The following is a 14,512-nucleotide window of genomic DNA, read 5'->3' as shown; positions in this document are numbered from 1 at the left end:
CGTACATGTTGACAAGGGCGAAGTCCTGGTAGCCCGTCGTGGCGCCCTGGACGGGCGTGGAATCGATGCTGTTGTCGCGATATTCCATCGCCACGCGCGTCGTCAGGCTGGGCGTGATTTTCACCAGGTCCTGCAACTGGACCACGGTGGTGCCGGTGGTGCTGGCGTAGGTACCTGGCGCACCGTTGTTGACATAGTGCAGCGTGAAATCGAGATGGTTGTTGTAAGCTGTGGCCTCGATCAGGCCCCAGTCAGTGTCGGCCTTGACCGTGCCCTTGAAGGAACGAACTTGGTAGATGCCCTGGTGCGGTTCCTGCAGCGCACCCACCTCGAACAGGTCGGCGCGGGCCCAGGTACCTTCAAATCCGGCCTGCACCGTGGGGCTGATCTGGGCCAGGCTGTCCAGCGAAGCCGTGCGGCGCAGGGATTGGTTGTCCCGCAGATGGCGGACCAGCACATCTGAGGATGTCCCATATTCGTCCATGTTCCAGCCACCGGCGGACAGTCGCACGCCCACCTTGTCGCCCAGCTTCACGCTCTTGACGACGCTGACCTCCTTCTGTCCCTGCGTGCCCACCGTCACCTGGGCCGTGCCGACATTGTCATACAGGGGGTTGTAGGTGATGATGTTGACGACGCCGGACACGGCGTTAAAGCCGAACAAGGCCGCCTGGGGCCCCTTGACCACTTCGATCTGGCGGATTTCAGCCAGCTGGACAGGAATGGCGGACCAGATGGTGACGCCATAATGGTCCAGGTAGACCTGCCGGCCGTTCACCAGCACCAGCAGGCGTGGATTGTTACCCTGGTTGTAGCCATCCACACCCACATCAGCGCCAGCGACACCCCACGTCTCCACGTCCACGCCAGCCACCCGGTTCAGGACGCTGGGAATGTCGCGCGCACCGGACCGGGCGATCTCCTCGGCGGAGATGATGGTCATGGGCGCCGGCGCCTCGCTGGCGCGCTGCGGCTTGCCTGTGGCGGATGTCGTCACCGCCTCGCCGAACAGATCTTCCAGCGAACCGTAATTCATGGACTGCGCCTGGGCGGCAGACGCCCCCGACAGAGCGCAGGCCAAAGCCAGGACAACGCGGGACGGGATATTTGACAGGATACGCTTCGAGGCTCTGTTGCTTTTCATTTTTTCAACTCACTCACCGAAGGATAGAATGAACGATCCCTCGAACAACTGGACAATCGATAGAAGTCTGCAACCTATTCGGCCGTATACATTCCATTAATATGCTATTTTGTATTTATGGTTAACGCGTGGTTATCCATAATAACTGTAAAATTTCAATGAATGTGTGATTATTATTTACACAACCCTCGGGATATAAAACAGGCAGTGGCACGCGCCCGCCGCCCGCTTTCGCGGCAATCACTTTTCCATGACCATCATCTTGCGGCATTGGGCCTTCCGGCCTGCCCCGGTTCTTGGCAGAAAAGCGGGGTATGACTAAGCCTTGGCAGAGGTGCTGCCGTGCAGCGGGATTCTCCGGAATCCGGCATCGGAAACGCGTCCGCAAAAGGATCCGCTATGCCTGGTCATCCCGCCCCGACCCCATCGGCGATCCCCTCGCCAGGCGGTGGCGCCCCCTATCTGGAGGTCGGCACCGCCGCCTACCGCCGGGTAACCGCGATCCTGTTCGTCGCGGGATTTTCCACCTTCGCCACGCTTTATTGCGTGCAGCCGCTGTTGCCGGACTTCGTGCGCAGCTACGCCATCACGCCGCCAGGGGCCAGCCTGTCGCTGTCGGTGACCACGGCGGCGCTGGCCGTGGCCCTGCTGGTGGCCGGCGCCCTTTCCGACCGGTCGGGGCGCAAGGGCATCATGGTCGCCTCGCTGGCGCTGTCGGGCGGCCTGGGCCTGGCCAGCGCGCTGGCGCCCAGCTGGCCCCTGTTCCTGGTCTTGCGGGCCCTGGCCGGGCTGGCGTTGGGCGGGCTGCCGGCCGTGGCCATGGCCTATGTGGCGGAGGAGGTGAATCCGAAGTCCGCCGGCCTGACCATGGGGCTGTACATCGGCGGCACCGCCATGGGCGGCATGGGCGGGCGGGTGCTGACCGTGCTGATCACCGACATATCCAGCTGGCGGGTGGCCGTGGGCCTGGTGGGCGCCGCCGGCATCGCCGCCGCCGTCACCGTGGCCCTGGCCCTGCCGCCGTCCCGCCATTTCCACCAGCGGGAGGGCGGCTTCTGGAGCGGCCTGACGGCCGCCTGGCGCCTGCACCTGTCCGATGGCGGCCTGGTCGCCCTGTTCGCCACCGGCTTCCTGGCCATGGGCGCCTTCGTCACCGTCTTCAATTATGTGGGTTTCCGCCTGCAGGCCCCGCCGCTGAACCTGCCCCCCGCCACCGTGGCCGTGCTGTTCCTGGTCTATATCTTCGGCATCGTCAGTTCCCCCCTGTTCGGCGGGCTGTCCAGCCGTTTCGGCCCCGGCCGGGTGCTGGTGGCGTCCAGCCTGTTGATGGCCATTGGCTTGGGCGTCATGGCGTTCACCCGCCTTGACACGCTGGCCGTTGGACTGGGGCTGTTCACCTTCGCCTTCTTCGGCGTGCATTCGGTGGCGTCGGGCTGGATCGGCCTGCGCGCCAAGCAGCACCGGGGCCAGGCGTCATCGCTGTATCTGTTCGCCTATTACATGGGCTCCACCCTGGCCGGCACGGCCGGCGGCTTTTTTTGGCACGGGTGGGAATGGACGGGCGTCACCCTGTTCGTCGGCGGGCTGTTGGCGTTGCTGATCCTGAACGCCGTGGGTCTGATGGCGCGACGCGCCAAATAATACATTTTTTATGTGTTATAAATAGCGTATTACACATTGACTCGCGTATATGCGTGATCCCATAATGGCGTCCAACACGGATTTCCTGTGGTTTTGAGAGGACGCCATGGCCGCCAGCCCCATCCCCACCGACGACGACAGCTTCTTCGTGCCGGCCGACGTGCCCCCGGCGCTGGCGGAGCTGTTGCGGGAGATGGGGCCGCCGCGCTTCCAGGACGTGGCGCTGGACAGCCTGCGCGCCGCCTATGTGGAAAGCCGCCGCCCCCTGGCGCCGGAACCGCCGGCCCTGGCCTCGGTCATGGACCAGATCATCGGCGGTCCCGCCGGGCCGCTGCGGGTGCGGCTGTATCGTGCCAATTTCGGCTGGCGGCCGGTGCCGGCGCTGCTGTTCCTGCACGGCGGCGGCTGGACCATCGGCAACCTGGAAAGCCACGACATCCTATGCCGCCAGCTGGCGGCGGCGTCCGGCCACACCGTGGTAGCGGTGGACTACCGCCTGGCGCCGGAACACCCCTTCCCCGCCGCCCTGGACGATGCCTGGGCCGCCCTGAAATGGCTGGCCGGCAGCGCGGAGCGCCTGGCAATCGACCCGCTGGCCATCGGCGTGGCGGGCGACAGCGCCGGCGGCAACCTGGCGGCCGTGCTGGCCCTGAAGGCCCGGGACGAGGGGGGGCCCCACCTGAAGACCCAGGTGCTGATCTACCCCTGCACCGACCTGAACGCCGACCGCCCGTCCCACCATCGCCGCGCCCAGGGTTACCTGATGAGCCGGGAGCAGTACCTGTGGTACGTGGGCAACTACGCCGGTGCCGCCGACCGCAGCGACTGGCGTCTGTCGCCCCTGCTGGCCGACACCCTGGGCGGCCTGCCCCCTGCCGTCATCCTCACCGCCGGGCTGGACGTGCTGCAAGATGAGGGGCGGGAGTACGCCGCCCGCCTGGCCGGGGCTGGCGTGCCGGTGCTGCACACCGTCTATCCGGACATGGTGCACGGCTTCATCACCTTGGGGCGTCGCCTGCCCCAGGCGCAGAAGGCCGTGGCCGACATCGCCAAGGGCCTGGCATCCTTCGACATTTACAATTTCAACGACGGCGCCGGCATCTGATAGGGTTGCCCCCGCCATAGAGGGGGAGCGTTGAACGACGATGGCGACCAAGGGAACACCGGCGGTGCGCGCGGTGGAGGCGGCGGGCGTGGCCTACCGCCTGCTGGAATATGACTACGACCCCAACGCCGCCGCCATCGGCCTGGCGGCGGCGGAGGCCCTGGGGCTGGATCCCGCCCTGGTCTACAAGACCCTGATCTGCCAGCTGGAAGGCGGGCCGGGGGGGCTTGCCTGCGCCATCATCCCCGCCGGCGCGCGCCTGGACCTGAAGGCCTTGGCCGCCGCCGCCAAGGCCAAGAAATCGGACCTGGCGCCGCAAGCGGTGGCGGAGCGCAGCAGCGGCTATGTCGTGGGCGGCATCAGCCCCCTGGGCCAGCGGCGCGCCCTGCCCACCTTCCTCGACCAATCGGCGGAAGTGCTGGCGGAGATCATCGTCAATGGCGGCCGGCGGGGCCTGCAACTGGCCCTGGCGCCAGCCGACCTGGTGAGGGCGTCCGGCGCCCGCTGGGCCGCCATCACCGCCTGAACCTGCCCGCCGGCCCATCGCCCCCGCGTCCACCCCGCGCGATCCACCAGGTGGTCACCCACCCCACCGTGACCCGCGCGGCCGGTCGGGCCATGATTGAATCCCTCCCCTGCATGTCAGGCGCGGGGAAACGGGAATGGGCGGCATCAGGGGATTGGTCTGGGCCGCGGCCCTGGCGACGACGGTGTCACTGACGGCCGCGCGGGCGGCCACCGATGGCGCCGGCGCGGAGGCCATCCATGTGGATGCCGATGGGACCATCCACGTCGACGGCCTGGCCGTGCCCGTGTCCGATTTCCTGAGCGCGCCGGCACGCGTGCAGCAGAGCGCCCGGCTGGTCCGGCCACCGGCCCCGGTGGTGACGGAGGCGGGGGTGAAGGACGCCCGCGCCGGCACCGACGCCTTTCAACAGTCGGTCGCCGACCGCTGGCGGGCCGTTTACCCCGCCCGGATCGAGCCTGCGATGATGAACGGCGTGAGGACGGAGGTGATAACCCCGGAGACCGGCATCGCCCCGGAGAACCAGAACCGCATACTGATCAACCTGCACGGCGGGGGCTTTTTCGCGGGTGGCGGCGGGGCCGGTGGGCGGGCGGAATCCCTGCCCGTCGCCGGGCGGGGCCGCATCAAGGTAGTGGCGGTTGACTATCGCCTGGCGCCGGAAAACCGCTTCCCGGCGGCCAGCGAGGATGTGGAACAGGTCTACCGCGCCCTGCTGGCCCATTATAAGCCGGAGCAGATCGGCATCTACGGCTGCTCGGCCGGTGGCACCCTGGTGGCGCAGTCCGTCGCCTGGTTTCAGAAGCGCCGCCTGCCCCCGCCCGGGGCCATCGGCATCTTCTGCTCCGGCGCCATGCCGACCTTCTGGTACGGCGGCGATTCCTTCGCCGTCACGCAGATGATGAACGCGCGCCTGCAGGCGACGCCGGAACAGATGCGGGATGGCGCCGGCACCCTGTACCTCGCCGGGGTGGACGGCAACGACCCGCTGGTCACACCCGGCCTGTTTCCCGAGGTCTTGGCCAAGTTCCCGCCCACCCTGATCATCACCGGCACTCGCGACAGCGCCATGAGCAACGCCATCGTCACCAACGCCCGCCTGCTGGCGGCTGGCGCCGAAACGCAACTGTTCGTGCAGGAAGGCCTGGGCCATGGGGAGTTCGCCACCCTGGTCGGCAGCGCGGAAGCGGTCCAGGCCTATGATGTCGTCTGGCGCTTCTTCGACCGGCACCTGGCCAGGTAGGGGGCCCGACTCACCCGCCCCAGGCGGCCAGCGCCGCCGCCAACCGATCGAACGCGGCCGCGTCCGGCGGCAGGCCCACGCGCAACCAGCCGGGGCAACCAACATGTTCCGGGAAGGGGCGGGTCCATAGGCCGGCAGCCGCCAGGTGGCGCCACAACACGGCGGCGTCACCCGCATCGACCAGGCGGTAGAGCGCGGTACCGCCGATGACGCGCAAACCACCCGCCCGCAGCACGCCGTCCAGCGCGTCCGCCGCCGCCGTCAGCCGCCGCCGCGCGGCCACCTGCCAAGCCCCATCCGCCAGCGCCTCGGCCCCCACCCGCAGGGCGGGGCCGCTGACCGCCCAGGAGCCGAGGCCGGCGCGCACGGCATCCAGCAGCGGCACCGGCGCCAACAGGAAGCCGAGACGCAGCCCGCCCAAGCCGAAGAACTTGCCGAAGGACCGCAGGATGACCAAACCCGGCGTCCCAGCATGGGGGCACACGCTGCGCGCGGGGTCGAGGTCGGCGTAGGCCTCGTCCACCACCAGCCAGCCACCGCGCGCCGCCAGGACCGCCGCCCAGTCCAGCAGTGCCGCGGGCGCCCAGGCGCGGCCGTCCGGATTGTTGGGGTTACATAGCACCACCACGTCGGCCGAGCCGATGGCGTCCTCCGGCGCCGTCACCGAGCGCACCCGGTGGCCGGCCTGTCCCCAGGCGCGGGCATGGTCGCCATAGGTGGGGCCGACGATGGCCACGTCACCAACCGCACGCAGGCGGGGCAAGGTCTGGATCAGCAGCTCGGACCCGGGGGCCGCCACCAGGCTGTCCGGTCCTGGCGCGCCATAGGCGCCGGCCGCCGCCGCCATGAGGGCATCCAGGGCGCCGCGCGTGGGCAGGGCCGTCCAGGCGGCGTCCGGGATGGGCGGCAGGGGATAGGGCCAGGGGTTGATGCCGGTGCTGAGGTCGATCCAGGGCCCCGGCGCGACCGGGAACAGGGCGGCCGCCTGGGTCAGGTCACCGCCGTGGCGGATACCCTCACGGTCCTGCGGCGCATCGTGATCGTTCATGCTAAACCCCTGGCCCATGACGCTCTTTCCCGCCCTCTACCCCGCATTGCCCTGGCTGGTCCTGGTGACCCTGGCGCTGGAGGCCCTGCTGGGCTACCCCGACGCGCTGTACGCCCGCATCCGCCACCCGGTGGTGTGGATCGGCGCCCTGATCGGCCGGCTGGACCGCGCCTGGAACCGCGCCGACCGGCCGGCGGCAGCGCGCAAGGCGGCCGGTGTGGCGGCGGAATGCGTGCTGGTCGGCACAGCGCTGGCCGCGGGCATCCTGATCCAAGGCCTGCTGGCCCGCCTGGGCGACGCCTGGGGCACGCTGGCCACGGCCGTGCTGGCCAGCAGCCTGCTGGCCCAGCGCAGCCTGCACCGCTTCGTCGCCGCCGTGCCGCGCGCCCTGCGCCAGCGTGGGCTGGACGGCGGACGGGAGGCGGTATCCCACATCGTCGGCCGCAACCCGGCCAGCCTGGATGAGGCCGGCGTGGCCCGCGCCGCCATCGAGAGCCTGGCGGAGAACTTTTCCGATGGCATCGTGGCGCCGGCCTTCTGGCTGGCGGTCGGCGGACTGCCGGGACTGCTGGCCTACAAGGCCATCAATACCGCCGACAGCATGGTGGGCCACCGCACACCCCGGCACGAAGCCTATGGCTGGGCGGCGGCGCGGCTGGACGATCTGGTGAACCTGCCGGCATCGCGCCTGACCGCCCTGCTGCTGATCCTGGCGGCATGGACGCGGGGCGGTGATCGGGCCAAAGCCGCCTGGACGGCCGTGCGCCGCGACGCCGGCCGCCACCGCAGCCCCAACGCCGGCTGGCCGGAGGCCGCCATGGCGGGTGCCCTGGGCCTGCGCCTGGCGGGGCCGCGCACCTATGGCGCCGTGCGGGTGGAGGACCACTGGATGGGCGATGGCCGTGCCGACGCCACCGCCGCCGACATCGAGGCCGGGCTCGACCTCTATCGCCGCAGCCTGGTGCTGCTGTGGGGCCTGGCGCTGCTGCTGGCCTGGGTGCTTTAACCCCCTCATCTCTCCAACAAAACCTCTGACAGGGGGCGCCGGTGTTCCCAGTGGGCGCGTTCCAGTTCGGGAACGTCATCGGGTTCCGCCGGATAGCCGATGCAGAGGTAGCCGACCAGGCGCCAGTCAGCCGGCACGTCCAGCAGGCCGTTCATCACCGCCGGCCGCAGGATGGAGACCCAACCCAGGCCGATGCCCTCCGCCCGCGCCGCCAGCCACAGGGTCTGGATGGCCGCCACCGCCGAATAGGCCAGGGTCTCCGGCATGGTGCGGCGGCCCAGGCCCGCCCCCTGGGCCGGATCGGGATCGACGAACACCGCCAGGTGGCACGGCGCCTCACGCAAGCCCGCCAGCTTCAGGCTGGCGTACAGGCCGGCGCGCTCCAGGGACTGTGCGGCCAAGGCCTCGGCGTTGCAGTGCTCGAACTCCGCCCGCACGGACTCCCGGCGGACGGGGTCGTCCACCCGCACGAAGCGCCAGGGCTGGCTGAGACCCACGGAGGGCGCCAGGCAGGCCAGGTCCAGCAGCCGTTCCAGCAGGCCATCCGGCAGCTTATCGGTACGAAAGCGGCGCACGTCGCGCCGCCAGACCAGCAGGTCGCGAAAGTGCTGGCGGAAGTCGGCGTCGAAGCCGGGGCTGTTGCTCAACGGCTGATGGCCCATAGCGCGTCCAGGTCCAGATGGCGTTCGGCGGCCTCCGCCAGTTCATCCAGCGCCGCCTCCACCGTGCCATCATAACTGCCCAGGCCCGGGGCGGCGTTCCACCGCGCCAGCCAGGCGGCGCGCTGGGCGTCATGGCCGAACAGGCCATGGACGTAGGTGCCGGCCACCCGCCCGTCCAGGCTGACCGCGCCCTCCCCCGCTTGGCCCCCCGCCGCCTGGCCAGCCCCCTGGCCGTCCACGCCGTCCAGGAACAGCAGGGGCCGGGCACGATCCGGCCCCCGGGTCACGCCCAGGTGCATCTCATAGCCCGTCAGGGCGGCGCCCGTGGCGGCATCACGGCCGGTCACCGCCCGCAGGGTCTTGGCCGGGGCCAATACCGTTTCCACGTCCAGATAGCCCAGGCCGGCGGCGGTGCCGGGCGGGCCCTCGATGCCATCGGGGTCGGCCACCGACCGGCCCAGCATCTGGTAGCCGCCGCACAGGCCCAGCACCCAGCCGCCCCGGCGCACGTGGCCGGCCAGGTCGATGTCCCAGCCCTGGGCGCGGAAGAAGGCCAAGTCGGCCAGGGTGGCCTTGGACCCCGGCAGGATGACGCCGTGGGCGTCGCCCGGCAACGGCCGGCCGGGCGGCACCATCTCCACCGTCACGCCCGGCTCCAGGCGCAGGGGGTCCAGATCATCGAAATTGGCGATGCGCGACAGCATGGGCACGGCGATGCGCACCGCCCCGCCCGGCATGCGACGCGCCCCCTCTTGGCGGGTCCACCGCGCCAGGTCCATGCCATCCTCCGCCGGCAGGCGGGCCGCCGCCGCCTGGTGGGGCAGCACGCCGAAGCAGGGCCAGCGGGTGCGGGCCTCGATCTCCTCCACCCCCTTGTCGAACAGGCGGACGTCGCCCCGGAACTTGTTGATCAGGAAGCCCCGGATCTGGGCGCGGTCGTCGGCGTCCAGCACGCGGTGGGTCCCCACCAGGCTGGCGATGACCCCGCCCCGGTCGATGTCACCGGCCAGCACCACCGGCACACCGGCGGCGCGGGCGAAGCCCATGTTGGCGATGTCGCCGGCCCGCAGGTTGGTTTCGGCGGGGCTGCCCGCCCCCTCCACCACCACCAGGTCGCAGTCGGCCCGCAGGCGGTGGAAGCTTTCCAGCACGGCGGGCAGCAGCTCCCCCTTGCGGCGCTGATAGCTGGCGGCCCCGGCGTTGCCCAGCACCCGGCCGCGCAGCACCAGTTGCGCACCCAGATCCGTCTGCGGCTTCAGCAGCACCGGGTTCATATCGACCGATGGGGCCACGCCGCAGGCGCGGGCCTGAAGCGCCTGGGCACGCCCGATCTCCCCCCCATCCGGGGTGACGGCGGCGTTGTTGGACATGTTCTGCGGCTTGAAGGGCCGCACGCGCAGGCCGCGCCGGGTATAGGCCCGGGCCAGCGCCGCCACGATCAGCGACTTTCCCACGTCCGAGCCGGTGCCCTGGATCATCAAGGCGCGGGCGCCTTGGGGGATCATCAAGGCGCGGGCGCCTTGGGGGATCATGATGGCGCGCGCGCCACCGCCGGTGCCGTCCACCATCAGAAGTCGATCCCGCGCTGCGCCTTGATGCCGGCCTGGAAGGGGTGTTTCACCGCCTGGAATTCCGTCACCAGGTCGGCCGCCTCGATGATCTCCGCCTTGGCGTTGCGGCCGGTGAGCAGGACATGGGTGTCGGGCAGCCGGGCATCCAGCCCGGCCAGCACATCCGCCACGTCGAGATAACCATAGCGCAGCACGATGTTGATCTCATCCAGCACCACGAGATGGTACTGGGGGTCGGCCAGCATGCGCCGCCCCAGCTCCCACGCGCGGACGGCGGCGGCGATGTCACGCTGCTTGTCCTGGGTGTCCCAGGTGAAGCCTTCGCCCATCACGTGATGATCGATCAAGTCGGCAAAGCGCTTCAGCGCCGGCTGCTCCCCCGTCGCCCAGTTGCCCTTCACGAACTGGATGAAGCCGACGCGCAGGCCATAGCCGGCCGTGCGCAACATCATGCCCAGCGCCGCCGTGGTCTTGCCCTTGCCGGGCCCGGTATGGACCATCAGCAGGCCCTTCTCCCGCGTCGCCTGGGCGACGCGGGCGTCCTGCACCGCCTTGCGTTTCCGCATCTTCTCGCGATGGTGGGCGGCATCATCATCCGGCGTTTCGGTATCGGCCACGGTGCGTTCTCCTCTCCGTCCCTTATTTCACCTTCAGGGGCAGGCCCGCCACCGTCAGGAACACCTGGGTCGCCATGGCCGCCAGGCGCTGGTGCATGCGGCCGGCGTGGTCACGGAACCGGCGGGCCAGCGCGTTCTCCGGCACGATGCCCATGCCCACCTCGTTACCCACCAGGACGACGGGACCGGCACAGGCGGCCAGGGCGTCCTCCAGCGCCGCGACGGCCTCCTCCACCGCCCGCTCGGCCAGCATGACGTTGGTCAGCCACAGGGTCAGGCAGTCCACCAGCACCGGCCCGTGGCCATGGGCGGCCAGCGCCGGGGCCAGGTCCAGCGGGGCCTCCACCGTCGTCCAGCCGGGCACCCGCTGGGCCCGGTGCTGGTGGATGCGGTCGCGCATCTCATCATCCCAGGCCTGGGCGGTGGCGATATAGGTCCAGGGGCCGGGCAGGGCGGTGATCAGCCCCTCGGCGAAACGGCTCTTGCCGGAACGGGCGCCGCCCAACACCAGGATCACGCCCGGTACGGCCTTGTGGTCCTGCGTCATGTACCGTTACCCCCTTCCAAGACGTGCCCGGTCGACGACGGCGGATCGACGACACCGGGGACCGCATCCATAAGGTCGGGGACAAGGCGCGGACGCGCGCGGCGGACGGGATCGTTCGGGGAGCGTCACCCCCACAAGCGCCGGCACCGCTCACCCGAAGCGCCGGCGCAAGCACGGCCAGAACCGTTCCGCCGGGACACCCCGCCCTGCGGTTGCGCGACGCATTCCCGGCGGCAGGTCTCCTGGCTCACGGGTCATGGCGACCGCCCGGCCTTCCCAGTTTCCCAGTGGCCATCAGCGGGCGGCGCTCACCGTTCACAGTTGCGGGGACAGCCGTGGAGTCGGGCCAGACGGCCCCCACCACGTTCCCTTTTCATCCGGGGGCCTTTTCATCCGAGATGAAGGCCCCCGGAACCGGCGGTGGGGCAGCCTTACGGCAATCATGCTTACCGGGCAAGTGCGGCATTGCGGCGCATTCTTTCATAAAAATGCAAGTGATAGGGCTTTCGGCTTGAAAAGCGGCGCGACGGTGGTAGGTGTAGACCATAGCGCCTATTACCTATGAGATAGGTCCCGTCGCCACCATGGTGCGCCTGCCCCTTCCCGCCTTCCGGATGCCGAAGCGCCCCCTCGCCCGACCGCTGGCCATTGGCCTGGCCCTCTGGGCCACCGCCCTGGTGGCGATTGAGGCCCAGGTGATTAGTGGACGGTTCGTTTCGGAATTCCACATCTATGCCGAGGCCACCTGGGCCTGGTGGCGGGGGGCCGAGATCTACGAAGACGGCATCAACGGCTTCCTTTACCTGCCGTCCAGCGCCGCGCTGTTCACACCCTGGGCCTATCTGCCGCCCCTGCTGGGTGACGCCCTATGGCGCCTGAGCCTGCTGGCCGTGTGCTGGTGGGGGGGGTTCCGACTGTGCCGCCTGGGGGCGCCCGGCGATGAACAGCGGGTGTTCGGCGTGGCCCTGCTGGCGGCGCTGCCCATCGGCGTGGTGGATCTGCGCGGCGCCCAGACCGAATTCCTGATGCTGGGCCTGATGCTGGCGGGCCTGGCCGACGTGGCGGAGGGCCGCTGGCGCCGCGCCGCCTTTCTGCTGGTCCTGGCCGGCGCCTTCAAGCCCCAGGCTCTGGCCCTGGTCACGCTGGCCTTTGCCCTGTGGCCGCCCTTGCGCCTGCATCTGGCCCTGTGGCTGGCGGCCGCCTTGGCCCTGCCGCTGCTGCATTGGAACCCATCCTACGCGCTGGCCGAATACGGCCAGCTGGTGCGCAAGACCATGAGCAGCGCCAACCCCGGCGGCGGCGTCTGGCACGACTTCGCCAATGGCCTGGCCACCCTGGGCCTGCCGCTGGACCTGGCCGTGCAGACCGTCATCCGGGCGCTGGCCGGTGTCGCCGTGCTGATACTGGCACGCGGCACCGTCAGCCGCCTGCCCGCCCCCAGGGCGGCCGCGACGGTGGCCGCGCTGATGGTGACATATCTGCTGCTGTTCAATCCGCGCACCGTGCTGGGCCATTTCGGCGACATGGCCCTGGTGGCCGGGGCGTTGGCGGGATGGGAATTCCACGTCCGCCGCAACCGCATCCTGGGCTGGGTGCTGGTCCTGCTGTGCTTCGCGCTGACCACCCACGTCTGGACGCGGGGGCTGCACCTGGCCACCACGACGTGGTTCAAACCCCTGCTGGCCTGCGGATTTGGTCTGTACGTGGTGATCCGCTGGGTTCCGGCCCTGCCATCCAGCCGCCCATCCGGAATGGGGAAAGCGGCCTTGGACACGCAGGAGGAGGCCTTGATAATCCGGGGGTGATCGGAGCTCACCGCCACTACACCACCGCCACCGCCGGCGCAGTGACGACCGCCACTGATTTGCCCGTTGGCGGCGATTGGTCGCGGCATGCCTAAATTCGAACCGTTGCGTATCGAAGTAGGTTCCCCTGAACCGTCAAGCGCGTTAATTATTTCGGGCTGTGCCGGGCGGGGGGCGACCCCGGCCGCTGGGCGTGGCGTTGCATTTTTCCGCATCGCATTGCCGGAGCCCCGTCCCCATGTGGATTGTCGCCTACGCCCTCAGGCGCCCCTATAGCTTCGCCGTGCTGGCGGGCCTGATCACGCTGCTGGGCGTCCTCAGCCTGTTCAAGATGCCCACCGACATCTTCCCCGAGGTGGAGATCCCCACGGTCACCGTGGTGTGGAGCTATTCCGGCCTGGACGCGCAGGAGATGACGGGCAAGATCACCGCCTTCGGCGAGCTGGCCATCATCAACACCGCCGACAACGTGGCGGAGGTTGAGTCGGAGACGTCCACCGGCGTGGGCATCATCCGCACGACCTTCCAGCCGGGCGTGAACATCGACCTGGCCATCTCGCAGATCTCGGCCATCTGCCAGACCATCCTGAAGCGTATGCCCACCGGCACGCAGCCACCACTGATCGTCCAATACAGCCGGTCCAGCGTGCCCATCCTGCAGCTGGCGCTGTCGTCCGACACCATGTCCGAAGCGCAGCTGTACGACTATGGCCGCATCACCATCCGCTCGCAGATCAGCGACATCCCCGGCCTGCGCCTGCCCCTGCCCTATGGCGGCAACGCGCGCCAGATCATGGTGGACATCGACCCGGACAAGCTGCGCGCCTATGGCCTGACGCCCAACGACGTCAACAAGGCCATCGCCGCCCAGAACCTGAACCTGCCCTCGGGCACGGCCAAGATCGGTGACACGGAATACCAGGTGGGCCTGAACAGCTCGCCCATCGCGGTCGACACCTTCAACGACATCCCGCTACGCGACGTCAACGGCCGCACCATCTTCATGCGCGACGTGGCCAATGTGCGCGACGGCGCCGCCGTGCAGACCAACGTGGTGCACGCCGACGGCCAGCCGGCCGTGCTGCTGACCATCATGAAGCTGGGCGGCGCCAGCACGCTGGCGGTGGTGGACGAGGTCATGCGGCGCCTGCCGGAAATCCGCAAGGCGGCCCCGGCCGGCATGCGCATCGAGCCGCTGTTCGACCAGACCACCTTCATCAAGCACGCCATGGAGGGCATCCAGCACGAAGGCCTGATCGTCGGCGCCCTGGTGGCGGTCCTGATCCTGCTGTTCCTGGGTGGCTGGCGCAGCACGGCCATCGTGCTGACCTCCATCCCGCTGTCCATCCTGACGGCCGTGGGCGTGCTGTCGGCCGCCGGCCACACCCTGAACGTGATGACCCTGGGCGGCCTGGCGCTGGCCATCGGCATCCTGGTGGACGACGGCACCGTGGCCATCGAGAACATCCACCGCCACATCGCCATGGGCAAGCCGCTGCGCCAGGCCATCCTGGAAGGTTCGGACGAGGTGGCCTTCCCGGCCCTGGTCTCCACCTTGTGCATCTGCATCGTGTTCGTACCCATCTTCTTCCTGCAC

13 protein-coding genes and 1 riboswitch are annotated in these 14,512 nt (G+C 69.5%); of the genes, 7 read left to right on the top strand and 6 right to left on the bottom strand.

Annotation, left to right across the window (positions count from 1 at the left end):
• A partial coding sequence (locus I55_RS24285) for a TonB-dependent siderophore receptor (RefSeq protein WP_148293936.1) occupies positions 1–1,036 on the bottom strand: 1,036 nt, incomplete at its 3' end.
• 507 nt (positions 1,037–1,543) lie between these two features.
• Here I55_RS24285 and I55_RS24280 point away from each other — a divergent pair.
• The 4 genes from I55_RS24280 (at position 1,544) to I55_RS24265 (ending at position 5,659) form a co-directional block, all read left to right on the top strand.
• Positions 1,544–2,785, top strand: coding sequence for an MFS transporter (locus tag I55_RS24280; protein ID WP_044563285.1), 1,242 nt, complete (start codon positions 1,544–1,546; stop codon positions 2,783–2,785).
• A 106-nt stretch (positions 2,786–2,891) separates the two neighbouring features.
• Positions 2,892–3,890, top strand: coding sequence for an alpha/beta hydrolase (locus tag I55_RS24275; protein WP_085940097.1), 999 nt, complete (start codon positions 2,892–2,894; stop codon positions 3,888–3,890).
• Between the two features lie 40 nt (positions 3,891–3,930).
• A complete protein-coding gene (ybaK, locus tag I55_RS24270) occupies positions 3,931–4,416 on the top strand; it encodes a Cys-tRNA(Pro) deacylase (protein WP_044563284.1) in 486 nt (161 codons plus the stop codon).
• 136 nt (positions 4,417–4,552) lie between these two features.
• On the top strand, positions 4,553–5,659 hold the full coding sequence (locus I55_RS24265; protein WP_044563283.1) for an alpha/beta hydrolase fold domain-containing protein: 1,107 nt from the start codon (positions 4,553–4,555) through the stop codon (positions 5,657–5,659).
• A 10-nt stretch (positions 5,660–5,669) separates the two neighbouring features.
• On the opposite strand, the gene cobD is transcribed toward I55_RS24265, so the two are convergent.
• Complete coding sequence (gene cobD, locus I55_RS24260; protein WP_044563282.1) at positions 5,670–6,707, bottom strand: threonine-phosphate decarboxylase CobD; 1,038 nt, start codon at positions 6,705–6,707, stop codon at positions 5,670–5,672.
• Positions 6,708–6,723: 16 nt separating this feature from the next.
• Here cobD and cbiB point away from each other — a divergent pair, with 16 nt between their 5' ends.
• The gene (gene cbiB, locus I55_RS24255) at positions 6,724–7,713 is read left to right on the top strand and encodes an adenosylcobinamide-phosphate synthase CbiB (protein ID WP_044563294.1); all 990 of its coding nucleotides are present in this window, start codon (positions 6,724–6,726) and stop codon (positions 7,711–7,713) included.
• A gap of 5 nt (positions 7,714–7,718) precedes the next feature.
• On the opposite strand, the gene bluB is transcribed toward cbiB, so the two are convergent.
• The 4 genes from bluB to cobU form a co-directional block, all read right to left on the bottom strand.
• Positions 7,719–8,375: a 5,6-dimethylbenzimidazole synthase gene (gene bluB, locus I55_RS24250; protein ID WP_044563281.1), complete on the bottom strand. Its 657-nt coding sequence runs from the start codon at positions 8,373–8,375 to the stop codon at positions 7,719–7,721.
• Complete coding sequence (locus I55_RS24245) at positions 8,357–9,880, bottom strand: cobyric acid synthase (RefSeq protein WP_044563292.1); 1,524 nt, start codon at positions 9,878–9,880, stop codon at positions 8,357–8,359. The genes bluB and I55_RS24245 overlap by 19 nt, the downstream gene beginning before the upstream one ends.
• 62 nt (positions 9,881–9,942) lie before the next feature.
• The gene (cobO, locus tag I55_RS24240; RefSeq protein ID WP_083901392.1) at positions 9,943–10,563 is read right to left on the bottom strand and encodes a cob(I)yrinic acid a,c-diamide adenosyltransferase; all 621 of its coding nucleotides are present in this window, start codon (positions 10,561–10,563) and stop codon (positions 9,943–9,945) included.
• Positions 10,564–10,585: 22 nt separating this feature from the next.
• A complete protein-coding gene (gene cobU, locus I55_RS24235; RefSeq protein ID WP_199902701.1) occupies positions 10,586–11,110 on the bottom strand; it encodes a bifunctional adenosylcobinamide kinase/adenosylcobinamide-phosphate guanylyltransferase in 525 nt (174 codons plus the stop codon).
• Positions 11,111–11,324: 214 nt separating this feature from the next.
• Positions 11,325–11,544, bottom strand: a riboswitch (cobalamin riboswitch).
• Positions 11,545–11,694: 150 nt separating this feature from the next.
• Between cobU and I55_RS24230 the strand changes: the two genes are divergently transcribed.
• A complete protein-coding gene (locus tag I55_RS24230; protein ID WP_044563279.1) occupies positions 11,695–12,915 on the top strand; it encodes a glycosyltransferase 87 family protein in 1,221 nt (406 codons plus the stop codon).
• Between the two features lie 238 nt (positions 12,916–13,153).
• Positions 13,154–14,512, top strand: a 1,359-nt coding sequence (locus I55_RS24225; RefSeq protein WP_044563277.1) for an efflux RND transporter permease subunit, incomplete at its 3' end; no start/stop codon positions are given.

Source organism: Azospirillum sp. B4, assembly GCF_000333275.1.
Taxonomy (GTDB): domain Bacteria; phylum Pseudomonadota; class Alphaproteobacteria; order Azospirillales; family Azospirillaceae; genus Nitrospirillum.
This window is presented reverse-complemented; position numbering and strand designations above follow the sequence as displayed.